Origin of the sequence: Occallatibacter sp. (assembly GCF_036502485.1) — a bacterium.
In the GTDB taxonomy this organism is placed as follows: Bacteria; Acidobacteriota; Terriglobia; order Terriglobales; family Acidobacteriaceae; genus Telmatobacter.
In genome coordinates this window covers 13,611-29,287 of record NZ_DASXYM010000153.1, presented here as the reverse complement: position 1 = coordinate 29,287, position 15,677 = coordinate 13,611, and the positions used below count along the sequence as shown (strand labels likewise).

The window sequence follows — 15,677 nt, the reverse complement described above, 5'->3', positions numbered from 1 at the left end:
CTCGATTTGTATCAGTATCAGATGGCTGAGAAGCTGGGCGTGCACCCCAACTCTATTTGGAAATATGAGCGCGGTGAGGGGAAGCCCCACGCCGCTGTGGTCCGCATGTTCGACCTGCTGTGCGAGAAGGAAGGCGTCCGGTTTGACGAGTACGCGCCTGCCGCAGCGGAAAAGGGAGAGGCAATGAAGATTGTTCTCGCGGAAAAGGTATCGCCGGCCACGCTGGCGGTGTTTGCGGCCGAGCCAGGCTGGGAAGTTCTCACGCACGACAAGCTGCCTGAGGGATTGCCCGCGGCGCTGGCGGATGCCGATGCCCTCGTGGTGCGTTCCGCGGTGCAGGTGGATGACGCGCTGATGGAGCACGCGCCGAAGCTGCGGGTGATTGGCCGCGCAGGGGTAGGGGTTGACAACATCGATGCGGAGGCTGCGACGCGCCGCGGCATCGTGGTGATGAACACGCCGGGCGCGAATGCTGTGGCTGTCGCCGAGCTGACGATTGGCCTGATGCTGGCGCTGGCTCGCAAACTGCCGGCGGCCAACAGCACGATGCATGCGGGCAAGTGGGAGAAGAAATCGCTGCAGGGGGCCGAGTTGCGCGGCAAGACGCTGGGCATTCTTGGCCTGGGCCGAATCGGGCTTGAGGTAGCGCGACGGGCGCGGGCTTTCGGTCTCGACATCATGGGGAGCGACCCGTTCGTGTCCGCTGCGGTGGCGCGCGAGAACGGCATTCGCCTGGTGTCTGTCGATGAATTGTTTTCCGGGTCCGATTACCTTACGCTGCACGTGGGGCTTACGCCGCAGACCGCGAACATCATCAACGAGAAGACACTCGCCACAATGAAGAAGGGCGTGCGCATCACCAATTGCGCGCGTGGCGAACTGGTGGAGGTTGCGGCTCTGGCGGCGGCGCTCAAGTCGGGGCAGGTGGGCGGCGCTGCGCTTGATGTTTTCACGGTTGAGCCGCCCAAGGACTCGCCTTTTTTGGGGCTGGACAACGTGATTCTTACGCCGCACATTGCGGGGTCGACGGGCGAAGCGCAGGAGGCTGTGGGGATCCAGATTGCTCGGCAAGTGCGCGAGTATCTCAAGTTGGGTGTGGTGCAGAACGCGGTGAACCTGCCGTCGCTCAGCCACGAAGAGTACGTGCAGCTTGCTCCCTATATTGATCTCGCCGGCCGGCTTGGCGGGTTTCTTGCGCAGACCGGCAAGGGCGGCATTGAATCGGTGCAGATCTTCTACGGGGGCATGCTGACGGAAGCGAAGACGGAGCTGGTGCGCAATTCCGCTGTGGCGGGACTGCTTGCGGGCTCAGAGAACGTGAACCTGATCAATGCCGCGGCTGTAGCGGAAGAGCGCGGGGTGCGCATTCACGAGGAGAAGCAGGACGGGCAGCGCGGCGGCGCGGCGAATTTGCTGGCGCTTGAACTGCACTCGGCGGGCGGCACGACGCACGCCACGGCGACGGTGATCCACGGCGAGCAGCCGCGGCTGCTGGAGTTCGACGGCATTGATGTGGAAGCGCCGCTGGAGGGCAATCTGCTGGTGTGCCGCAACATCGACGTGCCCGGTGTGATCGGCAAAATTGGAACCATTCTGGGCGAGCATGGCGTGAACATCGCGAATTTTGCTCTGGGCCGGGACCGCTCCGGGGTGAAGCCGGTGCATGCGCTGGCGGTGGTTCAGGTGGATGCACCGGTGTCGCAGACTGTGCTGGATGCGCTGATGAAGATTGAAGCTTTGGTGGAAGCGCGGCTGGTGACGCTGCCGGAAGCCAAAAGCTAGTCTAGGTGCCTTGCAAGACAAATCCCGGTGCTGCGCTGGAGAGCGCAGCACCGGGATTTTTAACAGCGGGATACGCCAGAAAGCAAAATTACCAGGAGGTCTGGACGCCGGCCACCGGGCCTTTCTGCGTCAATCTCAAGCCAATCTGATCTGTTTCGCCGTGCACGTTTAGCCGTGTCCCCAACTGGTAGCCGGCAGTGACGGACCAGCGACGAGCCAGAGCCACATCCGCAACGGCGCGGCCCGACCAGAAATCTCCATATCCAAAGAGGTACATTCCCTGCACGTTGCCATCGAAATCCAGCCGTCGCGAATTGTGCATGGGAAACCACCGAACACGGGGCCCGATCGCCGGTATGGGCGCAATCCTCGCACCGGACGACTGGACGGTTGCGCTTTGCCCGTTGGCGCTGACGGTTCCGGTAATCTTTGCGTCCGTATCGAGGATGTTGAGCTGGGCTCCGAGCCCCAGATACCACTGGCTCCTGCGGATAAAGTCCCATTGATAGCCAGGAGAATAGATATTGGATTTGAAGTCGGTGTCGACCTTGGCTCCGACCTCGTAAGTCTGGCCCTGGAATTCAATGGTGCGGGTGAGAGTGGTGGTACGGCTGCTGTTCACGGGACTCACCCCGATGAGCAGGTGGTGCTTCCGCGCGAATCTCCAGTCCAGATTTCCGGTGAACGTGGAGTAGGAGCCGAAGCCGAGGTCACGATGCAAATCTACGGAGCCGCCACCGTCGGCTGTGCTGCTTTTGAAGGAACCTGAGGGCAGGGAGAACCACCACATCGCCCGGATATGCAATCTGTCGGGATCGACTTCGTTGCCATCCGCGAAGACCGGCCGCACGGCCGGAACCAACAGGCAGAAAAGCACCACGGCGCGTAGCGCGTTGCGGCTCAAACGGCAAAGCTTACCCATGTTCACGATCCCCCGTCGCTTTGCCGGCTTGATTTCTGGCGCAAACCTGAGTGGCGGCGCACGCAATAACACACATAGGCGTGTCTTGGGCGCAGGGCGCCGCAGCAGGTATGGCCGTTTATATCGGCAAGCTGTATGAATTGTGTTTGGTCGCGGGCTGCCGCTCAACTGTAAAAACTGCTAGGCGGGGTGGCCAGGAGACTGGCAAGCTGGCGACTGCGGAACGCACGGTTTCTCGATTACGGGAAGCCATGCAGTTCCGTGGGTATCAGCCCATCAAACTTTTCTTGCCGAGCAGTCCGCGGACGTAGGAGATCTGACCGACGTGGTAGGTCTCATGCCAGGCGAGGAAGCCGATGGTTCCGCTGAGTTTGCCGTTGGCGCTGGGGGGACCGGGCTGGGGCGCCGGCTGATCCACGAGTTCGTCGGAGGCGTTCTCCAGGGCTGTGTCGAGCTGCGTGGCAACTTCATGCCAGGCGGCCATGAGGGCGTCGGGCGAGGGATAGGCGGCGGTGTCGTCAACTCTGACGCCGCGAGCGAAGAGGCCGAGCCAGGGGGCGGACCACTGAGTGCCAAGGCGCGTGAGAACGGCGGTGCGCGCCCAGAGGACGTGGCCGACGATCCAGGCGATGTGATTGGCGCTACCCTCGGGACGCTGGAGCCACTCTTCAGGGGCAAGGTCCTTCACGAAGTTGGCGGTGAATTTGTTGTTGTAGTGGAACTCGTGGGCGGCATGGGTGATGTCAGCAGGGATGGGCACGGTCAGCCTCCAGGGAGCGGAATGAACTAAGGAAGTAACTTCTTGATGGAATACGCCGCCGGGGCATGAAGGGTCAAATTTTGCAGGGCGAGGCGCCGGTCCAAAGGGCTGCAGGTCAGATGTGCGCGGCGGCCGGAGTGGGCGCGTCAAGCAGGATTTCCATCTGCGGCGGATTCAGGAAGGTGTTCTTGACTAGGCAATGATTCACCGAACGCATGAGGCCCTCGCGATGTTCGGTGGTGAGGGGAACAGGGCTGTTTACGTGGATCTGGAAGTTGCCCAGGCGCGCGGGGCTCTTCAGCTTTTCGGCGGTGACGGAGACGGATACACCGGAGGCTGCGAGGTTGCGGGTGCGGAGGTACTCGGCCGCATAAAACGCGGCGCAAGTGCCGAGGGAGGCCAGGAGGAACTCGGGAGGCGTCAGTCCCTGATCGGTTCCGCCGTTCTCCGCCGGCTGATCGCAGAGGATGGTGTGCTTGCGTGCCTGGATGGAGAATTTCACGCCTTCAACCTGTTCAATTCGTACTTGCATCTGAATACTCCGGATGATTTTTCGGATCGGTGTGCGTTGCGGTCGATTTCAATCCACGGTGAGCAAGGTGGCAGTGATGTTCGTCACGATGCGCGGAACCGCTCGCGTTCTCAATGAGGAGGGGGCTCGGGTTCTGGCGTGCGTTCCGTGAGGCGCAGGTACTCCTGCGTCATGAGAGAGCGCATGCGTTCGGCCACAGTGGCGTCGCACGACACGCTGAGGGAACGGCACCGATCGATGGCGGCGCGGAGGTCTTTGAGGAAGGCAATGCAAGCCGGGCACTTTTCGATGTGCGTCCGCATCTGCTCGCAGGTGCCGGGCTCGACGCGTGCGTCAAGGTATTCGGAAAGATTTGCGAACAGTTCGCGACACTCGCGCGGACGACTGGTGGTCTTCTCTGTGGCGGTGCGTTCGGGCAGGCCCTTGAGCAGACGCGGCATCTCCTGCCGGACCGCCAGGCGCGCGCGGTGGAGGCGCACGCGAACGGTGCCTGTTTGCAGGCCGAGGATTGTAGCGATCTCCTCAGAGGTCAGCTCCTCCATGTCGTGCAGGACGAGGACCAGGCGCAGCGGCGTGGGGAGTCGCAACACAGCCTGATGCAGAAGCTGGTGCTGTTCAGCATGGATGGCCGCGCGCTCGGGGTGACTCTCCTGGTGGAGAAGGCGCTTTAGTTCCTCCTCATCCGGGATCAACTCATCGAGGGAGAGCTGTTTTACCTTCTGCTCGGGATGACTGCGCCGCATGCGGTGACAACGATTGCGCGTGACGGTATAGAGCCAGGCGGCGAGGGCCTTGGGATCTTCGAGCTTGCCGAGGTGTTTGAGGGAGCGGAACAGGACCTCCTGCGTGGTGTCTTCCGCATCCTGGCGATGGCCGCACACCTTCATGCTGAACGAGAACACGGTGTTCTGCAGAAGGCCGATGGCTTGCTCGGTGGCTTCGGGCGTGTTCTTTTGCAAGAGCTGAGACGCCTGGATGAGTTCAGTTCGCATGGATGCCTGAGTGAGTCGTCTTCAGTATAGATGTGGTGTGGCGTTGGAAGGTTCTGCAGAGCACCCTTGGAGGCTCTTCAGGTCGGATTGCGATTCCATGGGCACTCTGTCGCGAGGGCCTGCTCGATCATGGTGAGGCCCAGTGTGCAGACGGACTGCAGCCACCTGCTGAAGTCCGCGTCGTCGGAGAAGGAGTCTGACTGAACGAAGGCCTGGAGGAGCGCCAGGGCGAGTCCCATCTCCGCACCGGGTCGATGGGTTTCGAGCAGCAGCATCTCGCGATAGACGTCGTCTTTCAGATGATTCATCTCGCGAATTTGAGAAGCCCGGTTCATGGCGGCCGGCTGACGGTTGCCACCACTCACTGAAGGCAGAGACTTTCTCGAAGGGGGCATGAATTCCTTCCGGTGTTTGGAGATGCCGGGCGGTGAGGTGCTCAGCGTCCTTGAGTGACGGGGGGAGCGCCGCAGCTTGCGTCTTTCAGGCCGATGGCGCGCAGGATGGACATGGCAGGGCACCAGTTGGTGAAGGCCGACTGCAGCAGATTGAGCGCGATGAACACGGTGAACAGCATCCACCAGGGTGAAACGAACCGGGTAAGGGCGACAGAGATGAGCACCATCAGTCCCGCCATCAGGCGCAGTCCACTTTCAACGGTCATTGCGTTACTCCTTCGCGTTCGAGGATTTCGGGCGCGCAGGGAATGGGGGATTCCGATTTCCTGTGCACCAGGTAGTAGAGGATGGGGATCGTGGGCCAGGAGAGGAAGGTGGAAGCGACGGCTCCGGCGATGAGCGATACGGCAAGGCCCTGAAAGATGGGGTCAGTGAGGATGACGCTGGCGCCGACGACCACGGCCGCGGCGGTTAACAACATGGGACGGAAACGGATGGCGCCTGCGTCGATGACGGCCTCGCTCAAGGGCGCTCCCTGGCGGCGCCTGAGTTCGATGAAGTCAACGAGGATGATGGAATTGCGCACGATGATGCCGGCGCCGGCGATGAAGCCGATCATGGAGGTTGCGGTGAAGAAGGCGCCCATGAATGCGTGCGCGGGGAGAATGCCGATGAGCGTAAGAGGAATGGGCGCCATGATGATGAGGGGGACGACGAAGGAGCGGAACCATCCGACCACGAGCACGTAGATGAGAATGAGAACCGCGGCGAAGGCGAGACCGAGATCGCGAAAGACCTCGATGGTGATGTGCCATTCGCCATCCCACTTCATGGAGTAGTGATCGGTGGAGTCGGGCAGGACGGCGTTGTAGCGCGCGAGCGTGTAACCCGCGGGAAGCTTCAGCTCCTCGAGTTGCTTGTTCATCTTGAGGATGGCATAGACAGGACTCTCTTCCGCACCGGCAACGTCGCCGGTGACGTAGACCACGCGGCGGAGGTTCTTGTGATAGATGCTCTGCTGGATGGAGCCGCGGTCGGTGGTGACGAGTTCGCGCAGGGGAACCATGACGCCGTTGACGCCGGGCAGCCGGATGTTCTCGAGGTTTTGTTCGGAGGAGCGGTCTGCTCGATTGAATTCGACGATGGCTGGGATCGGTTCGCGCGCGCGGTCGTTGTGCAGCAGGCCCACCTGCCTGCCTGAGGTGGCCAGGGCGATGGCGTTTGCCACGTCGGCCACGGCAATGCCATTCTGCGCAGCTTTTGCGGCGTCGACGTGCATGGAGAGTTGTGGCTGCGGATCCTCGACGTACCAGTCGGTGTCGACCACGCCGGGGGTGTGCTGAAAGATGGATTTGATCTGGTCTGCGACGCGTGTCTGGCCTTCGAGGTCAGGTCCGTATACCTCGGCGACCAGAGTTTGAATCACGGGCGGGCCGGGGGGCACTTCGCTCACCTGGATGCGCGCGCCGAACTGATTGCCTATGTTGAGGAGGATGGGGCGGAGGCGCCTGGCGATTGCGTGGCTCTGGTCATGGCGATCCTTTGCCGCGACCAGGTTGACCTGGATGTCGGCCTGGTTGGGCATGCGGCGCATGAAGTAGTGGCGCACCAATCCATTGAAGTTGAAGGGGCCGGAGGTGCCTGCGTAGAGCTGGTAGTTGAGAACATCGGGCTGCCGCGCGAGTTCGCTGCCCAGGGCCTGCGTGACGGCGACGGTCTGCTCGAGCGGGGTGCCATCGGGCATGTTGATGACGACCTGCAATTCGCTCTTGTTGTCGAAGGGAAGCATCTTGACGCGGACGAGTCCCCAGGGGACGAGGGCAACGGAAAGCAGCAGCAGCGCGAGCACTGCGGCGAAGAAGATGATGCGATTTCTTGCCGAGGCAATCAGCGGCTCCATGACGTTGCGGTAGAGCCGGGTGCGCCAGTTCTCATGCTGGGGCTCGAGCAGGTGCGTGCCGCCAAGGTGCTTGCCCAGCAGGCGCATGGCCGCCCACGGTGACACGATGAAGGCGACCATGAGGGAGAAGAGCATGGCGGCCGAGGCGCCGACAGGGATGGGACGCATGTAAGGGCCCATGAGGCCGCGGACGAAGGCCATGGGCAGCACGGCCGCGATCACCGCGATGGTGGCGAGGATGGTGGGATTGCCGACTTCCGCGACTGCTTCAATGGTGACGGAGCTCGGGGAGCGATTCTGATTTTCGGGGAGGCGGAAGTGGCGCACGATGTTTTCGACGACGACGATTGCGTCATCGACGAGGATGCCGATGCTGAAGATGAGTGCGAAGAGCGTGACGCGGTTAATTGTGTAGCCGAGGAAGTAGAAGATCGACATGGTGAGGGCGAGGGTTACGGGAATGGCCAGCAGCACCACGCCGGACTCACGCCATCCGAGAAATAGCGCAACCAGGAAGGTTACGGAGAGTGTGGCCAGCAGCAGATGCTCAAGTAATTCGTCCGATTTTGCTTTTGCCGTGTCGCCGTAATTGCGCGTTGTGGTGACATGCACGTCATTGGGGATCTGCACGCCTTTCATCTCGTGAATGCGCTTGAGGACGGCGTTGGCGATTTGTGTGGCGTTGGTTCCTTTGCGCTTTGCTACGGTGATGGTCACGGCGGGATATTGCCGGGGCGCGCCGGCGGCAACGGCGCTCGAACGGGTGGTGCCGAACAGGACGTAATTGGCAGGTTCCGCGGGGCCGTCGATGATCTGGTCGGCCACGTCGCGGAGGTACACGGGGTGGCCGTTGGCGACAGCGACAACTACCGACTCAAGATCGGCGCGGCTGGTAAAGAGATTACCGGCTTGGACGCGAACTTCGCGATTGTTTTCAGCAAAGCTGCCTGCCTGCAGGCTGACGTTGGCGCCCTGGAGGTGGCCGACGATGGCAAGGGATGACAGCCCGTACGCGTTAAGTTTGGTGGAGCTGAGAAGGACGCGCATGGTGCGCGGGAGGCCGCCGACGACGGTGCTTTCCGAGACATCGGTAACCTGCTCGACGTTGTGGTGAACCTCGTCTGCGATGGCGCGAAGCTGGTAGCTGTCGTAGTGCTCTCCCCAGAGCGTGAGGGAGAGGATGGGAACATCGTCGATGGAGCGGGCCTTGATGATGGGCTGCGTGACGCCCGGGGGGATCTGATCGAAGTTGGAGTAGAGCTTGCTGTAGACCTTGATGAGGGCGTCTTCCTGCGTCGTTCCGACCAAAAAGCGAACAACGACAAGGCTTTGGCCAGGGCTCGAGGTGGAGTAGACGTACTCGACGCCCGAGAGCTGATGGATCAGCTTTTCGATGGGGAGCGTGACGCGCTCTTCAACCTCAGCCGGCGAAGAGCCGGGCATGGCGGTTGCAATGTCGAGCATGGGGACAAGGATTTGGGGATCTTCTTCGCGCGGGATGATGGCGACGGCGAAGATGCCCAGGGCCAGGGAAGCAGCGATAAAGAGGGGAGTCAGCTTGGAGTTCAGGAAATACTGCGCAAGGCGTCCGGCGAGGCCAAGTCCGTGGAGACTGGAATTGATGCTCATGGCTGGACCTCAATGCGTTTGCCGGCCAGGTCACGATCAGCCGGGCTGTCCACGAGGGTTTCGTTGGCGGCGAGGCCGGAGAGGACTTCGACTGCGTTTCCGAAGGACGAGCCGAGGGTGAGGTAGCGGAGTTGTGCGATGTTGCCTGCATCGAGCACATAGGCGCAGGACAGCGAGCCACGCTGCACGATTGCGGATCGCTTCACGATGATGACTTGTTTTGTTCCGGTTGCAATTTGCGCAGTGGCATACATGCCGGCGCGCAGCGCCTTCGAGGAGGCGAGGTCAATCTTTACGAGGAAGGTGTGGCTGGATGCATCGGCCGCGGGGACGATTTCGGCCACCGTTGCAGCGGGGTCACTGCCGAAGGCGCTATCGATGGAAACGCTGAGCTTTTGACCCTGGCGAACAGAGGCAATCGCCGACTCCGGAACTGTGGCTTGCAGTTGAAGCGAGGCAGCGCTGTCGATCTGCACAAGCGGCACGCCGGGGGAGGCGAGCGCACCGGGATCGACCATGCGGCCGGTCACGATGCCGGCGAAGGGGGCCACGATTCTTGTGTAGCTCAGCATGTCGCGGGAGCCGGCCTGCTGCGCCTTCATAGCATTGGCCTGCGCGCGCAGAGCATCGACCTGGGCGGCTGCGGCTTCGGCACGTCGGGAGACCTCATCCAGTTCCTGCGGGCTGACGCTCTTTTGCAGTTGCAACTGCTTGTAGCGTGCAAGGGTGCTGGCTGCGAGGTCTGCGTTAGATTGCGCGGCCATCTGCTGGTGCTGTGCGGCGCTCACGGCGGCTTCGGCCTGCTCTGAAGCGGACTTCAACATAGCGTCGTCGAGAACAACAAGCGTTTGACCGGCTCGGACGGAGTCGCCCTGGCGCACGGGCACCTGCAGCACGCGGCCGATTACTTGCGCGGAGAGGGTTACGGACTGGCGGGCGTGCAGGGTGCCGGTTGCGGCGATGTTCCGGGGAGCCTGCTGCTGCTTGCTCTCCACAACATGCGCCGGGACGGTCTCGACGGCGGCAGGTTCAGAGGCTTTACGCGAGTTGCATCCGAGAATGGATGCGGATAAGAGGGCGAGCAGAGCGATGTTTCCAGGGAGCTTCATTGCAGATCCTCCGCGGCATCGGGTGTGAGTGTTCCCGTCGCGAATAGCTGTTGAGCAAAGGCCATCGTGTTTCCGTAGACCGCATGCCAGTAGTTCACCTGGGCTTCGCGTTCGGCATCTTCCGCGCGCAGCAGATCGGTGATGGTGGCAAGGCCGGCTTGGTAGCGGTTCTTCAGAATGCGGAGGCTTTCGGTGGCCTGGTCGATGGCGGTGCGTGCGGTTTCAAGCGAGAGTTGCGCGGTCTGGCGCTGGATGTGGGCCTGATTCACCTGCAGCCTCACTTGCTGCTGCCAGGCATTCAACTGGGCATCGACGCGTGCCTTGGCAGCTTTTTCTTTCGCAAGTTGCGCTCGCTTGCCGATGGGGAGGATATCGACCCCGATCTGCACTCCAGCGACCCAGTTGTTGCCGCCCTGTCCGCCGAGGGTCCGCCGGTCATCTTCCCAGTTGCCGTAGGCGCTGACGTGCGGCCCGTAGCTGAGTCGCGCGGCGCTCTGTGCGGAGGATTGCGCGGATTGCGCGTGCCGGAGGGCGGCGAGGTCCTGGCGATTCTTTATTGCGGTTTGGAATTCCTCTTCGAGATCCCTGCCGGGGAAGGCTTTGGGCTCAATGGGCTGAAGCATGGATGTCTTCAGGTCGGGAACTCCGGTGGCGACTCGCAATTGCGCCCAGGCGAGATCAACTTCACCTTGCGCGGCGATCCGCGCCTGGCGGCGTGCAGCCACGCTCACCTGCGCTGACATGCGATCGGACTCAACGGCGAGCCCGGCTTTGACGTGATCGTCAACGGAACTGAGCAGGGTCTCGGCGGTTTCCACTTCGTGCTGGGCGATATCGCGCTGCCGCTCCGCGTAAAGGACGCTCTGATAGGCCTGAACGACATCGAAGACGACCTTCTGGTCCACAGCGCCGGCGGAGGATGCAGCGCTCTGCTGCATCTGCTGCGCGGCGTGCACGGATTTCTGGGTGCGCATGGAATCAAAGAGGAGCCAGCCGCCGGAGATGCGGGTGGCGAAGTTTCCTATGGGGTCAGGGCTGTTCAAGGAGGGCAAAGCAAAGTCAGCGGCGGTGAAGCGCTGCTGGCGGAGACGTGTTCCAAAGACGTAGACCGGATCGTTGCCGCCGGAGATGTCTTCAGTAAAGCTGACCTGCGGCAGGTATTGGGTTCGTGCCAGGGAGGAGTTTGCCCTGGCCTCGGCGATGCCGGCTTTGGCGATGTCGACGTCTGGGTTTTGCTCGAGCGCCATCTGGATGGCTTGCCTCAGCGTCAGGGGTTCCTGCGCCGGCAGGGCATGGGGGATCACACATAAGACCAGGGCGAGAGTTCGAGTTGGCCCAAGGAACCGTTCCATTCGACTTTCCTTTTTCGGTATTCACTAGAGGAAAGTCACTGGCGGGCGGGTTCGTTACAAGGTTTTTGCCGCTAGTTGGAGTACGCTCTGAGGCTGCGTGGGAGCGGGTTGGATTCGGGTGTGGCAGGCGGGGATGATCTTGCGTTCAAGCCGTGGACCGTGAGAATACTGGTCTCCGTAAGAATTTGGCAGGCAGACAAGGGACAGAAATGAAAATGAAGACGCTTGCATACGTATTTGCAGTGGCGGTGATGCCGATGGGCGCCGCTTTGATGATGGCGCAAACCCGCGAGTCTGGTTCCCGGGTTGCGCAGCCGAGGCCCAAGGGGCCGTGCGATATCTACGCCGCCGCCGGAGACCCGTGCGTCGCGGCACACAGCACCACGCGTGCGTTGTACGCCTCGTACAACGGGCCGCTCTACCAGGTGCTGCGGCAGTCCGACGGCAAGGCATTGGATATCGGAGTTGTCCAGCCCTCGGCTTCGCCGGATGGAGGCGGGTACGCGGAAGCGGGCAAGCAGGATGCGTTTTGCGCCAACACGTACTGTTTTATCGCCAAGGTTTATGACCAGTCCCCGCAGCACAACGACCTGACGCAGCCTCCGCGCGGCGGGTTCAGCGGCCCGGCGTTGGGGGGGTTCAACACTTTGTCGGTCGCGGACATGGCGCCGGTATCGGTGATGGGGCACAAGGTGTATGGGGTCTTCATCGCGCCGGGGATGGGTCTGCGCAACGATGACCCGAAGGGCACGGCGGTGGACGACCAGGCGGAAGGGCAGTACTGGGTGATCAACGGCCATCACTTCAACAACGGGTGTTGCTTCGATTATGGCAACGCCGAGATCGACAGCCGTGACGACGATAACGGCACGATGGAGACGACCTATTATGGCGACACCGTCCCGTGGTTTCATGGCAACCCTCCCGGCCCGTGGGTGATGACGGACCAGGAGAACAACCTGGTGGGGTGCGTGAATGAAGATGGATCGAAGCTTTGCGCGAATCTGCCGAGTGTGACGTGGCGGTTTGTGACGGCAATGGCGAAAGGCGAGCCGCACCGGTGGGCTTCGATGGGTGGGGATGCGCAGAGGGGCGAGTTGTCGGTAATGTTCGACGGGGCGCGAGTAAACGCTTCCTACGATCCTATGCGCAAGCAGGGCGCCATTCTGCTGGGCAATGGCGGCGACAACAGCAATAGCTCGCAGGGAACATTTTATGAAGGCGCAATGACGGCATCGGGCACCTTTCCCACGGACGCGACTGATCAATTGGTGCAGGCAAACGTGGTGGCTGCGCGGTACGACGTGGCGGCGCTGACGGTGGCGCCGGCATCGGCCACAGCAACTCCGCCGGGATTGCAGACGTTTTCGCCAGGATCTTCGCAGGATACGACGGTGACCTTCACCAATACGACGGGGGAGCCGGTCAGCGGCGTGAAGTTGGGCATCGCGGCGCCGGCGAAGCAGTGGAGTTCTGTGGTTCAGGGCACGACGGAGACGTCAAAGAGCTTCGCGGAGGCTATGGCGCCGGGTGCGAGCGTGAGCGCGACGTTCAAGGTTACCGCGGGGCCTGCGACTGTCAACGGCGACCTGGTGGCAAGCGCCTCCTGGATGAGCGGCGGCAGAGCGCAATCCACAAAGACGGCTGAGAAGGTGCGGAACGTCAGCCAGGTGAAGATCAATGAGTTTCGGATCGCGTCGAGTGCCGGCAATGCGACGGATTCGTTTGTGGAGCTTTACAACGCGGGCTCCAGCAGCATGGATGTCTCAAACTGGAGCCTGACCGCGCACCCGACGCAGCAGGCCATCTTCTCAAGCGTGAAGATTCCTGTGGGAACGAAGCTTGCGGCAGGAGGCTTCTACCTGCTGGGCCTGTCCAACTCGGGGCTGGCAGTGGCGGCGAAGCCGGGCGATCGCGTGATTCAGGTGAGGAACACAACGGGCATGTCGGTGGGCGACAGTATCAGTGTCGATAACGGATCGAAGGCAGAGACGCGCAAGATTGCGAGTCTGGGTACGGCAGCCACTCATCACACCACGGTGTGGCAACCGCTGCCCGATGGTCCAGTGATCACGATTGCGCGGGGTTCCACCAATATGCCGGTGATGAGCGTGGCCGGTTTTGCGGTGGGCGAGAAGATTGCGCTGGGCTATGGGGCTTCCTATCCTGACACCGCGCGAGGCGTGGAGCAGTACGAGGTGGCGACCGTGACCGCGGTGGGCAAAGCGGGCACGCAGGCTTATCTGGCTGCGGACGCGGCGTCGGCGTCGACGAACATCAAAGTGACGTCAGTCAATGACATCGCAGTGGGTGACAAGATCCGCCTGGATATCGAGAGCAGCGGACACGGCATTGAGATCGTCACGGTGACGCGCGTTGGAACGCAGGCACATCAGACGAATCTTGCGGCGGATGCAGGAGTGGGTGCGACCGGCATCAAGGTTCGCCGGACGGAAGGGTTCGCTGCCGGCGACAAGATCACGATCGGTACACCGGCAACGCGGGAAGAGGTGACCGTGTCCTCGGTGGGGACGGGCGGGCCGAACGGTGCGGGGATCCAGTTCACGCCGGCTCTTGCCAGGGCACACATCCGGGATGAGTGGGTTGTGTCTCCGGGGACAGGGCTTGAGCTGGCCGCGCCGCTGAAGTTCAATCATGCCGCCAATCTGCCGTTCAGCGATCGCGGAACGGGAATCACATTTGCGCCGGCCACGGCCTTTGCCCACTCGAGCAACGAGCCGGTGCAGGCGCTCGGGACCGGCATTACGCTGGACAGCCCGCTGGCGAAGGCGCATGAGATCAACGCTGCTGTGCGGGACGGCGCAGTGACCACCGCCGGCTACCAGGGCACGCCGGCACCGAACCAGTGGTTCGGAGGCCCCGAACTCACGACCTACTCTCCGCAGTTCGGCCGCACCATCCAAGTGAAAGAGGGCAGCGTGGTGTTGCGTGACGCGGCAGGGATGGTGGTGGACAGCATCAACTACGGCGGCATTGTGGACCCATGGGCGGCTGAGGGATATCAGGGGGCTTCCGGAACGGGACAGAGCGGCTGCCACGTGGCTGCGCCGGGAGCTACCGGCGGTTTCGGGCCGCCTGCAGCGGTCAGCAATATGAGCGCCGGGCGCTTTCCTGATGGGGCGGATACGGACAGCAACTGTACGGACTTTGTGACCCAGGCTGCGGCGACGTTGTCTGCTGCTTCGGCGGTGGGCGACACGAATGTGAAGGTCAGCAGCGTGGAAGGATTCGGCGTTGGGGAAAAGATCGAGATTGATGGAGAGACTACGGTGATTGCGACGGTGGGCACTGCGGGGGCGACCACGGTGAGCACGGCGACCGATGTAGGTGGAACCACGATTGCGGTTCCCAGCACGATTGGTTTTCGCGAGGGCCAGACGATCACGATCGACAGCGGAGGTAACTCGGAGACGGCGGTGATCGCATCGGTCAGGAGAATGGGGCCAACAATCAACGTGACCAAGCCACTGACGAAGGGGCATGCGGCCGGAGTGCAGGTGTCGGGGAGCGGGATTACCTTGGCAACTGCGTTGGGCCGCGGGCATGGCAGAGGGGCGGAGGTGTTTGACAATGCTCCCACGCCGGGCGCGCCGAATCAGTATCACAAAAAGACTCCGTAGCTAATTTCGGGGGGTGTGTCGGTTATGGAGCGCGCGGATGAGTCCGCGCGCTCCTTCCTTTGGAGAGCGTTGGGAAACCCGGGAGTTACACTTGAGTTATTCCGAGGAGCCGGGTGAATCCGGCAGCGAATTCGAATCTGGATTGAGAAAGAATATGACGGAAGCAGCAGGACTGGAAGCGCAGGTTACTCAGCATATGGTGGCGGCGATGAAGGCGAGGGATGCCGAGCGGACGGGCACGCTGCGGCTGATCAAAACGGCGCTCAAGAACAAGCTGATTGAGAAGCGCGAGGCGCTGACGCCGGCCGAGGAGCAGCAGACGCTGGCCACGATGATCAAGCAGAGGCGCGATTCGATTGAGCAGTTCACCAAGGGGAACAGGCCGGAACTGGCTGCCAAGGAAGCTGCCGAGATCACGGTGATTGAAGAGTATATGCCGAAGGTTCTGGATGAAGCCCCCCTGCGTGGATTTGTGGAAGAGGCGATAGCGGAGCAGATCGCGGAGGTGGGGCAGAAGCCCGGGCCGAAGGAGATGGGGCAGGTGATGAAGCGCGTTCAGGCCAGGATCCAGGCGAGCGGCGCGCGTGCCGAGGGGCGTGTGGTGAGTGAGGCTGTGAAGAGCGCGCTGGCGCACTAGAGTGGGCGCGGTGTGCTACCCGTGCC

The 15,677-nt window shown here is 62.1% G+C and carries 12 protein-coding genes; 3 read left to right on the top strand and 9 right to left on the bottom strand.

Going from position 1 to position 15,677, the window contains the following annotated elements; genetic code table 11:
- The first annotated feature begins 183 nt into the window (after positions 1 to 183).
- Positions 184 to 1,782, top strand: coding sequence for a phosphoglycerate dehydrogenase (gene serA / locus VGL22_RS19490; protein WP_465268627.1), 1,599 nt, complete (start codon positions 184 to 186; stop codon positions 1,780 to 1,782).
- 88 nt (positions 1,783 to 1,870) lie between these two features.
- Here serA and VGL22_RS19485 read toward each other — a convergent pair whose 3' ends face one another.
- The 9 genes from VGL22_RS19485 to VGL22_RS19445 form a co-directional block, all read right to left on the bottom strand.
- Complete coding sequence (locus VGL22_RS19485; RefSeq protein ID WP_465268626.1) at positions 1,871 to 2,704, bottom strand: hypothetical protein; 834 nt, start codon at positions 2,702 to 2,704, stop codon at positions 1,871 to 1,873.
- A 268-nt stretch (positions 2,705 to 2,972) separates the two neighbouring features.
- Positions 2,973 to 3,464: a DinB family protein gene (locus VGL22_RS19480; protein ID WP_465268625.1), complete on the bottom strand. Its 492-nt coding sequence runs from the start codon at positions 3,462 to 3,464 to the stop codon at positions 2,973 to 2,975.
- Positions 3,465 to 3,579: 115 nt separating this feature from the next.
- Complete coding sequence (locus VGL22_RS19475) at positions 3,580 to 3,996, bottom strand: OsmC family protein (protein WP_465268624.1); 417 nt, start codon at positions 3,994 to 3,996, stop codon at positions 3,580 to 3,582.
- Positions 3,997 to 4,106: 110 nt separating this feature from the next.
- A complete protein-coding gene (locus VGL22_RS19470) occupies positions 4,107 to 4,988 on the bottom strand; it encodes a sigma-70 family RNA polymerase sigma factor (protein ID WP_465268623.1) in 882 nt (293 codons plus the stop codon).
- A gap of 77 nt (positions 4,989 to 5,065) precedes the next feature.
- Entirely contained in the window at positions 5,066 to 5,383 is a 318-nt protein-coding gene (locus VGL22_RS19465; protein WP_465268622.1) for a hypothetical protein, read from the bottom strand.
- 41 nt (positions 5,384 to 5,424) lie between these two features.
- Positions 5,425 to 5,649, bottom strand: a complete 225-nt coding sequence (locus VGL22_RS19460) for a YgaP family membrane protein (protein ID WP_465268621.1) — start codon at positions 5,647 to 5,649, stop codon at positions 5,425 to 5,427.
- The gene (locus tag VGL22_RS19455; RefSeq protein ID WP_465268620.1) at positions 5,646 to 8,912 is read right to left on the bottom strand and encodes an efflux RND transporter permease subunit; all 3,267 of its coding nucleotides are present in this window, start codon (positions 8,910 to 8,912) and stop codon (positions 5,646 to 5,648) included. Before VGL22_RS19455 ends, VGL22_RS19460 begins: the two co-directional genes overlap by 4 nt.
- Positions 8,909 to 10,021 carry an efflux RND transporter periplasmic adaptor subunit gene (locus tag VGL22_RS19450; RefSeq protein ID WP_465268619.1) on the bottom strand — a complete coding sequence of 371 codons (1,113 nt, stop codon included), beginning with the start codon at positions 10,019 to 10,021 and terminating at the stop codon, positions 8,909 to 8,911. Before VGL22_RS19450 ends, VGL22_RS19455 begins: the two co-directional genes overlap by 4 nt.
- Positions 10,018 to 11,373 carry a TolC family protein gene (locus tag VGL22_RS19445; RefSeq protein WP_465268618.1) on the bottom strand — a complete coding sequence of 452 codons (1,356 nt, stop codon included), beginning with the start codon at positions 11,371 to 11,373 and terminating at the stop codon, positions 10,018 to 10,020. The genes VGL22_RS19450 and VGL22_RS19445 overlap by 4 nt, the downstream gene beginning before the upstream one ends.
- A 215-nt stretch (positions 11,374 to 11,588) precedes the next feature.
- On the opposite strand from VGL22_RS19445, the gene VGL22_RS19440 reads away from it, so the two are divergent.
- Both VGL22_RS19440 and VGL22_RS19435 read left to right on the top strand, forming a co-directional pair.
- On the top strand, positions 11,589 to 15,014 hold the full coding sequence (locus VGL22_RS19440) for an arabinofuranosidase catalytic domain-containing protein (protein WP_465268617.1): 3,426 nt from the start codon (positions 11,589 to 11,591) through the stop codon (positions 15,012 to 15,014).
- Positions 15,015 to 15,168: 154 nt separating this feature from the next.
- Entirely contained in the window at positions 15,169 to 15,651 is a 483-nt protein-coding gene (locus tag VGL22_RS19435) for a GatB/YqeY domain-containing protein (protein ID WP_465268616.1), read from the top strand.
- Positions 15,652 to 15,677: the final 26 nt, after the last annotated feature.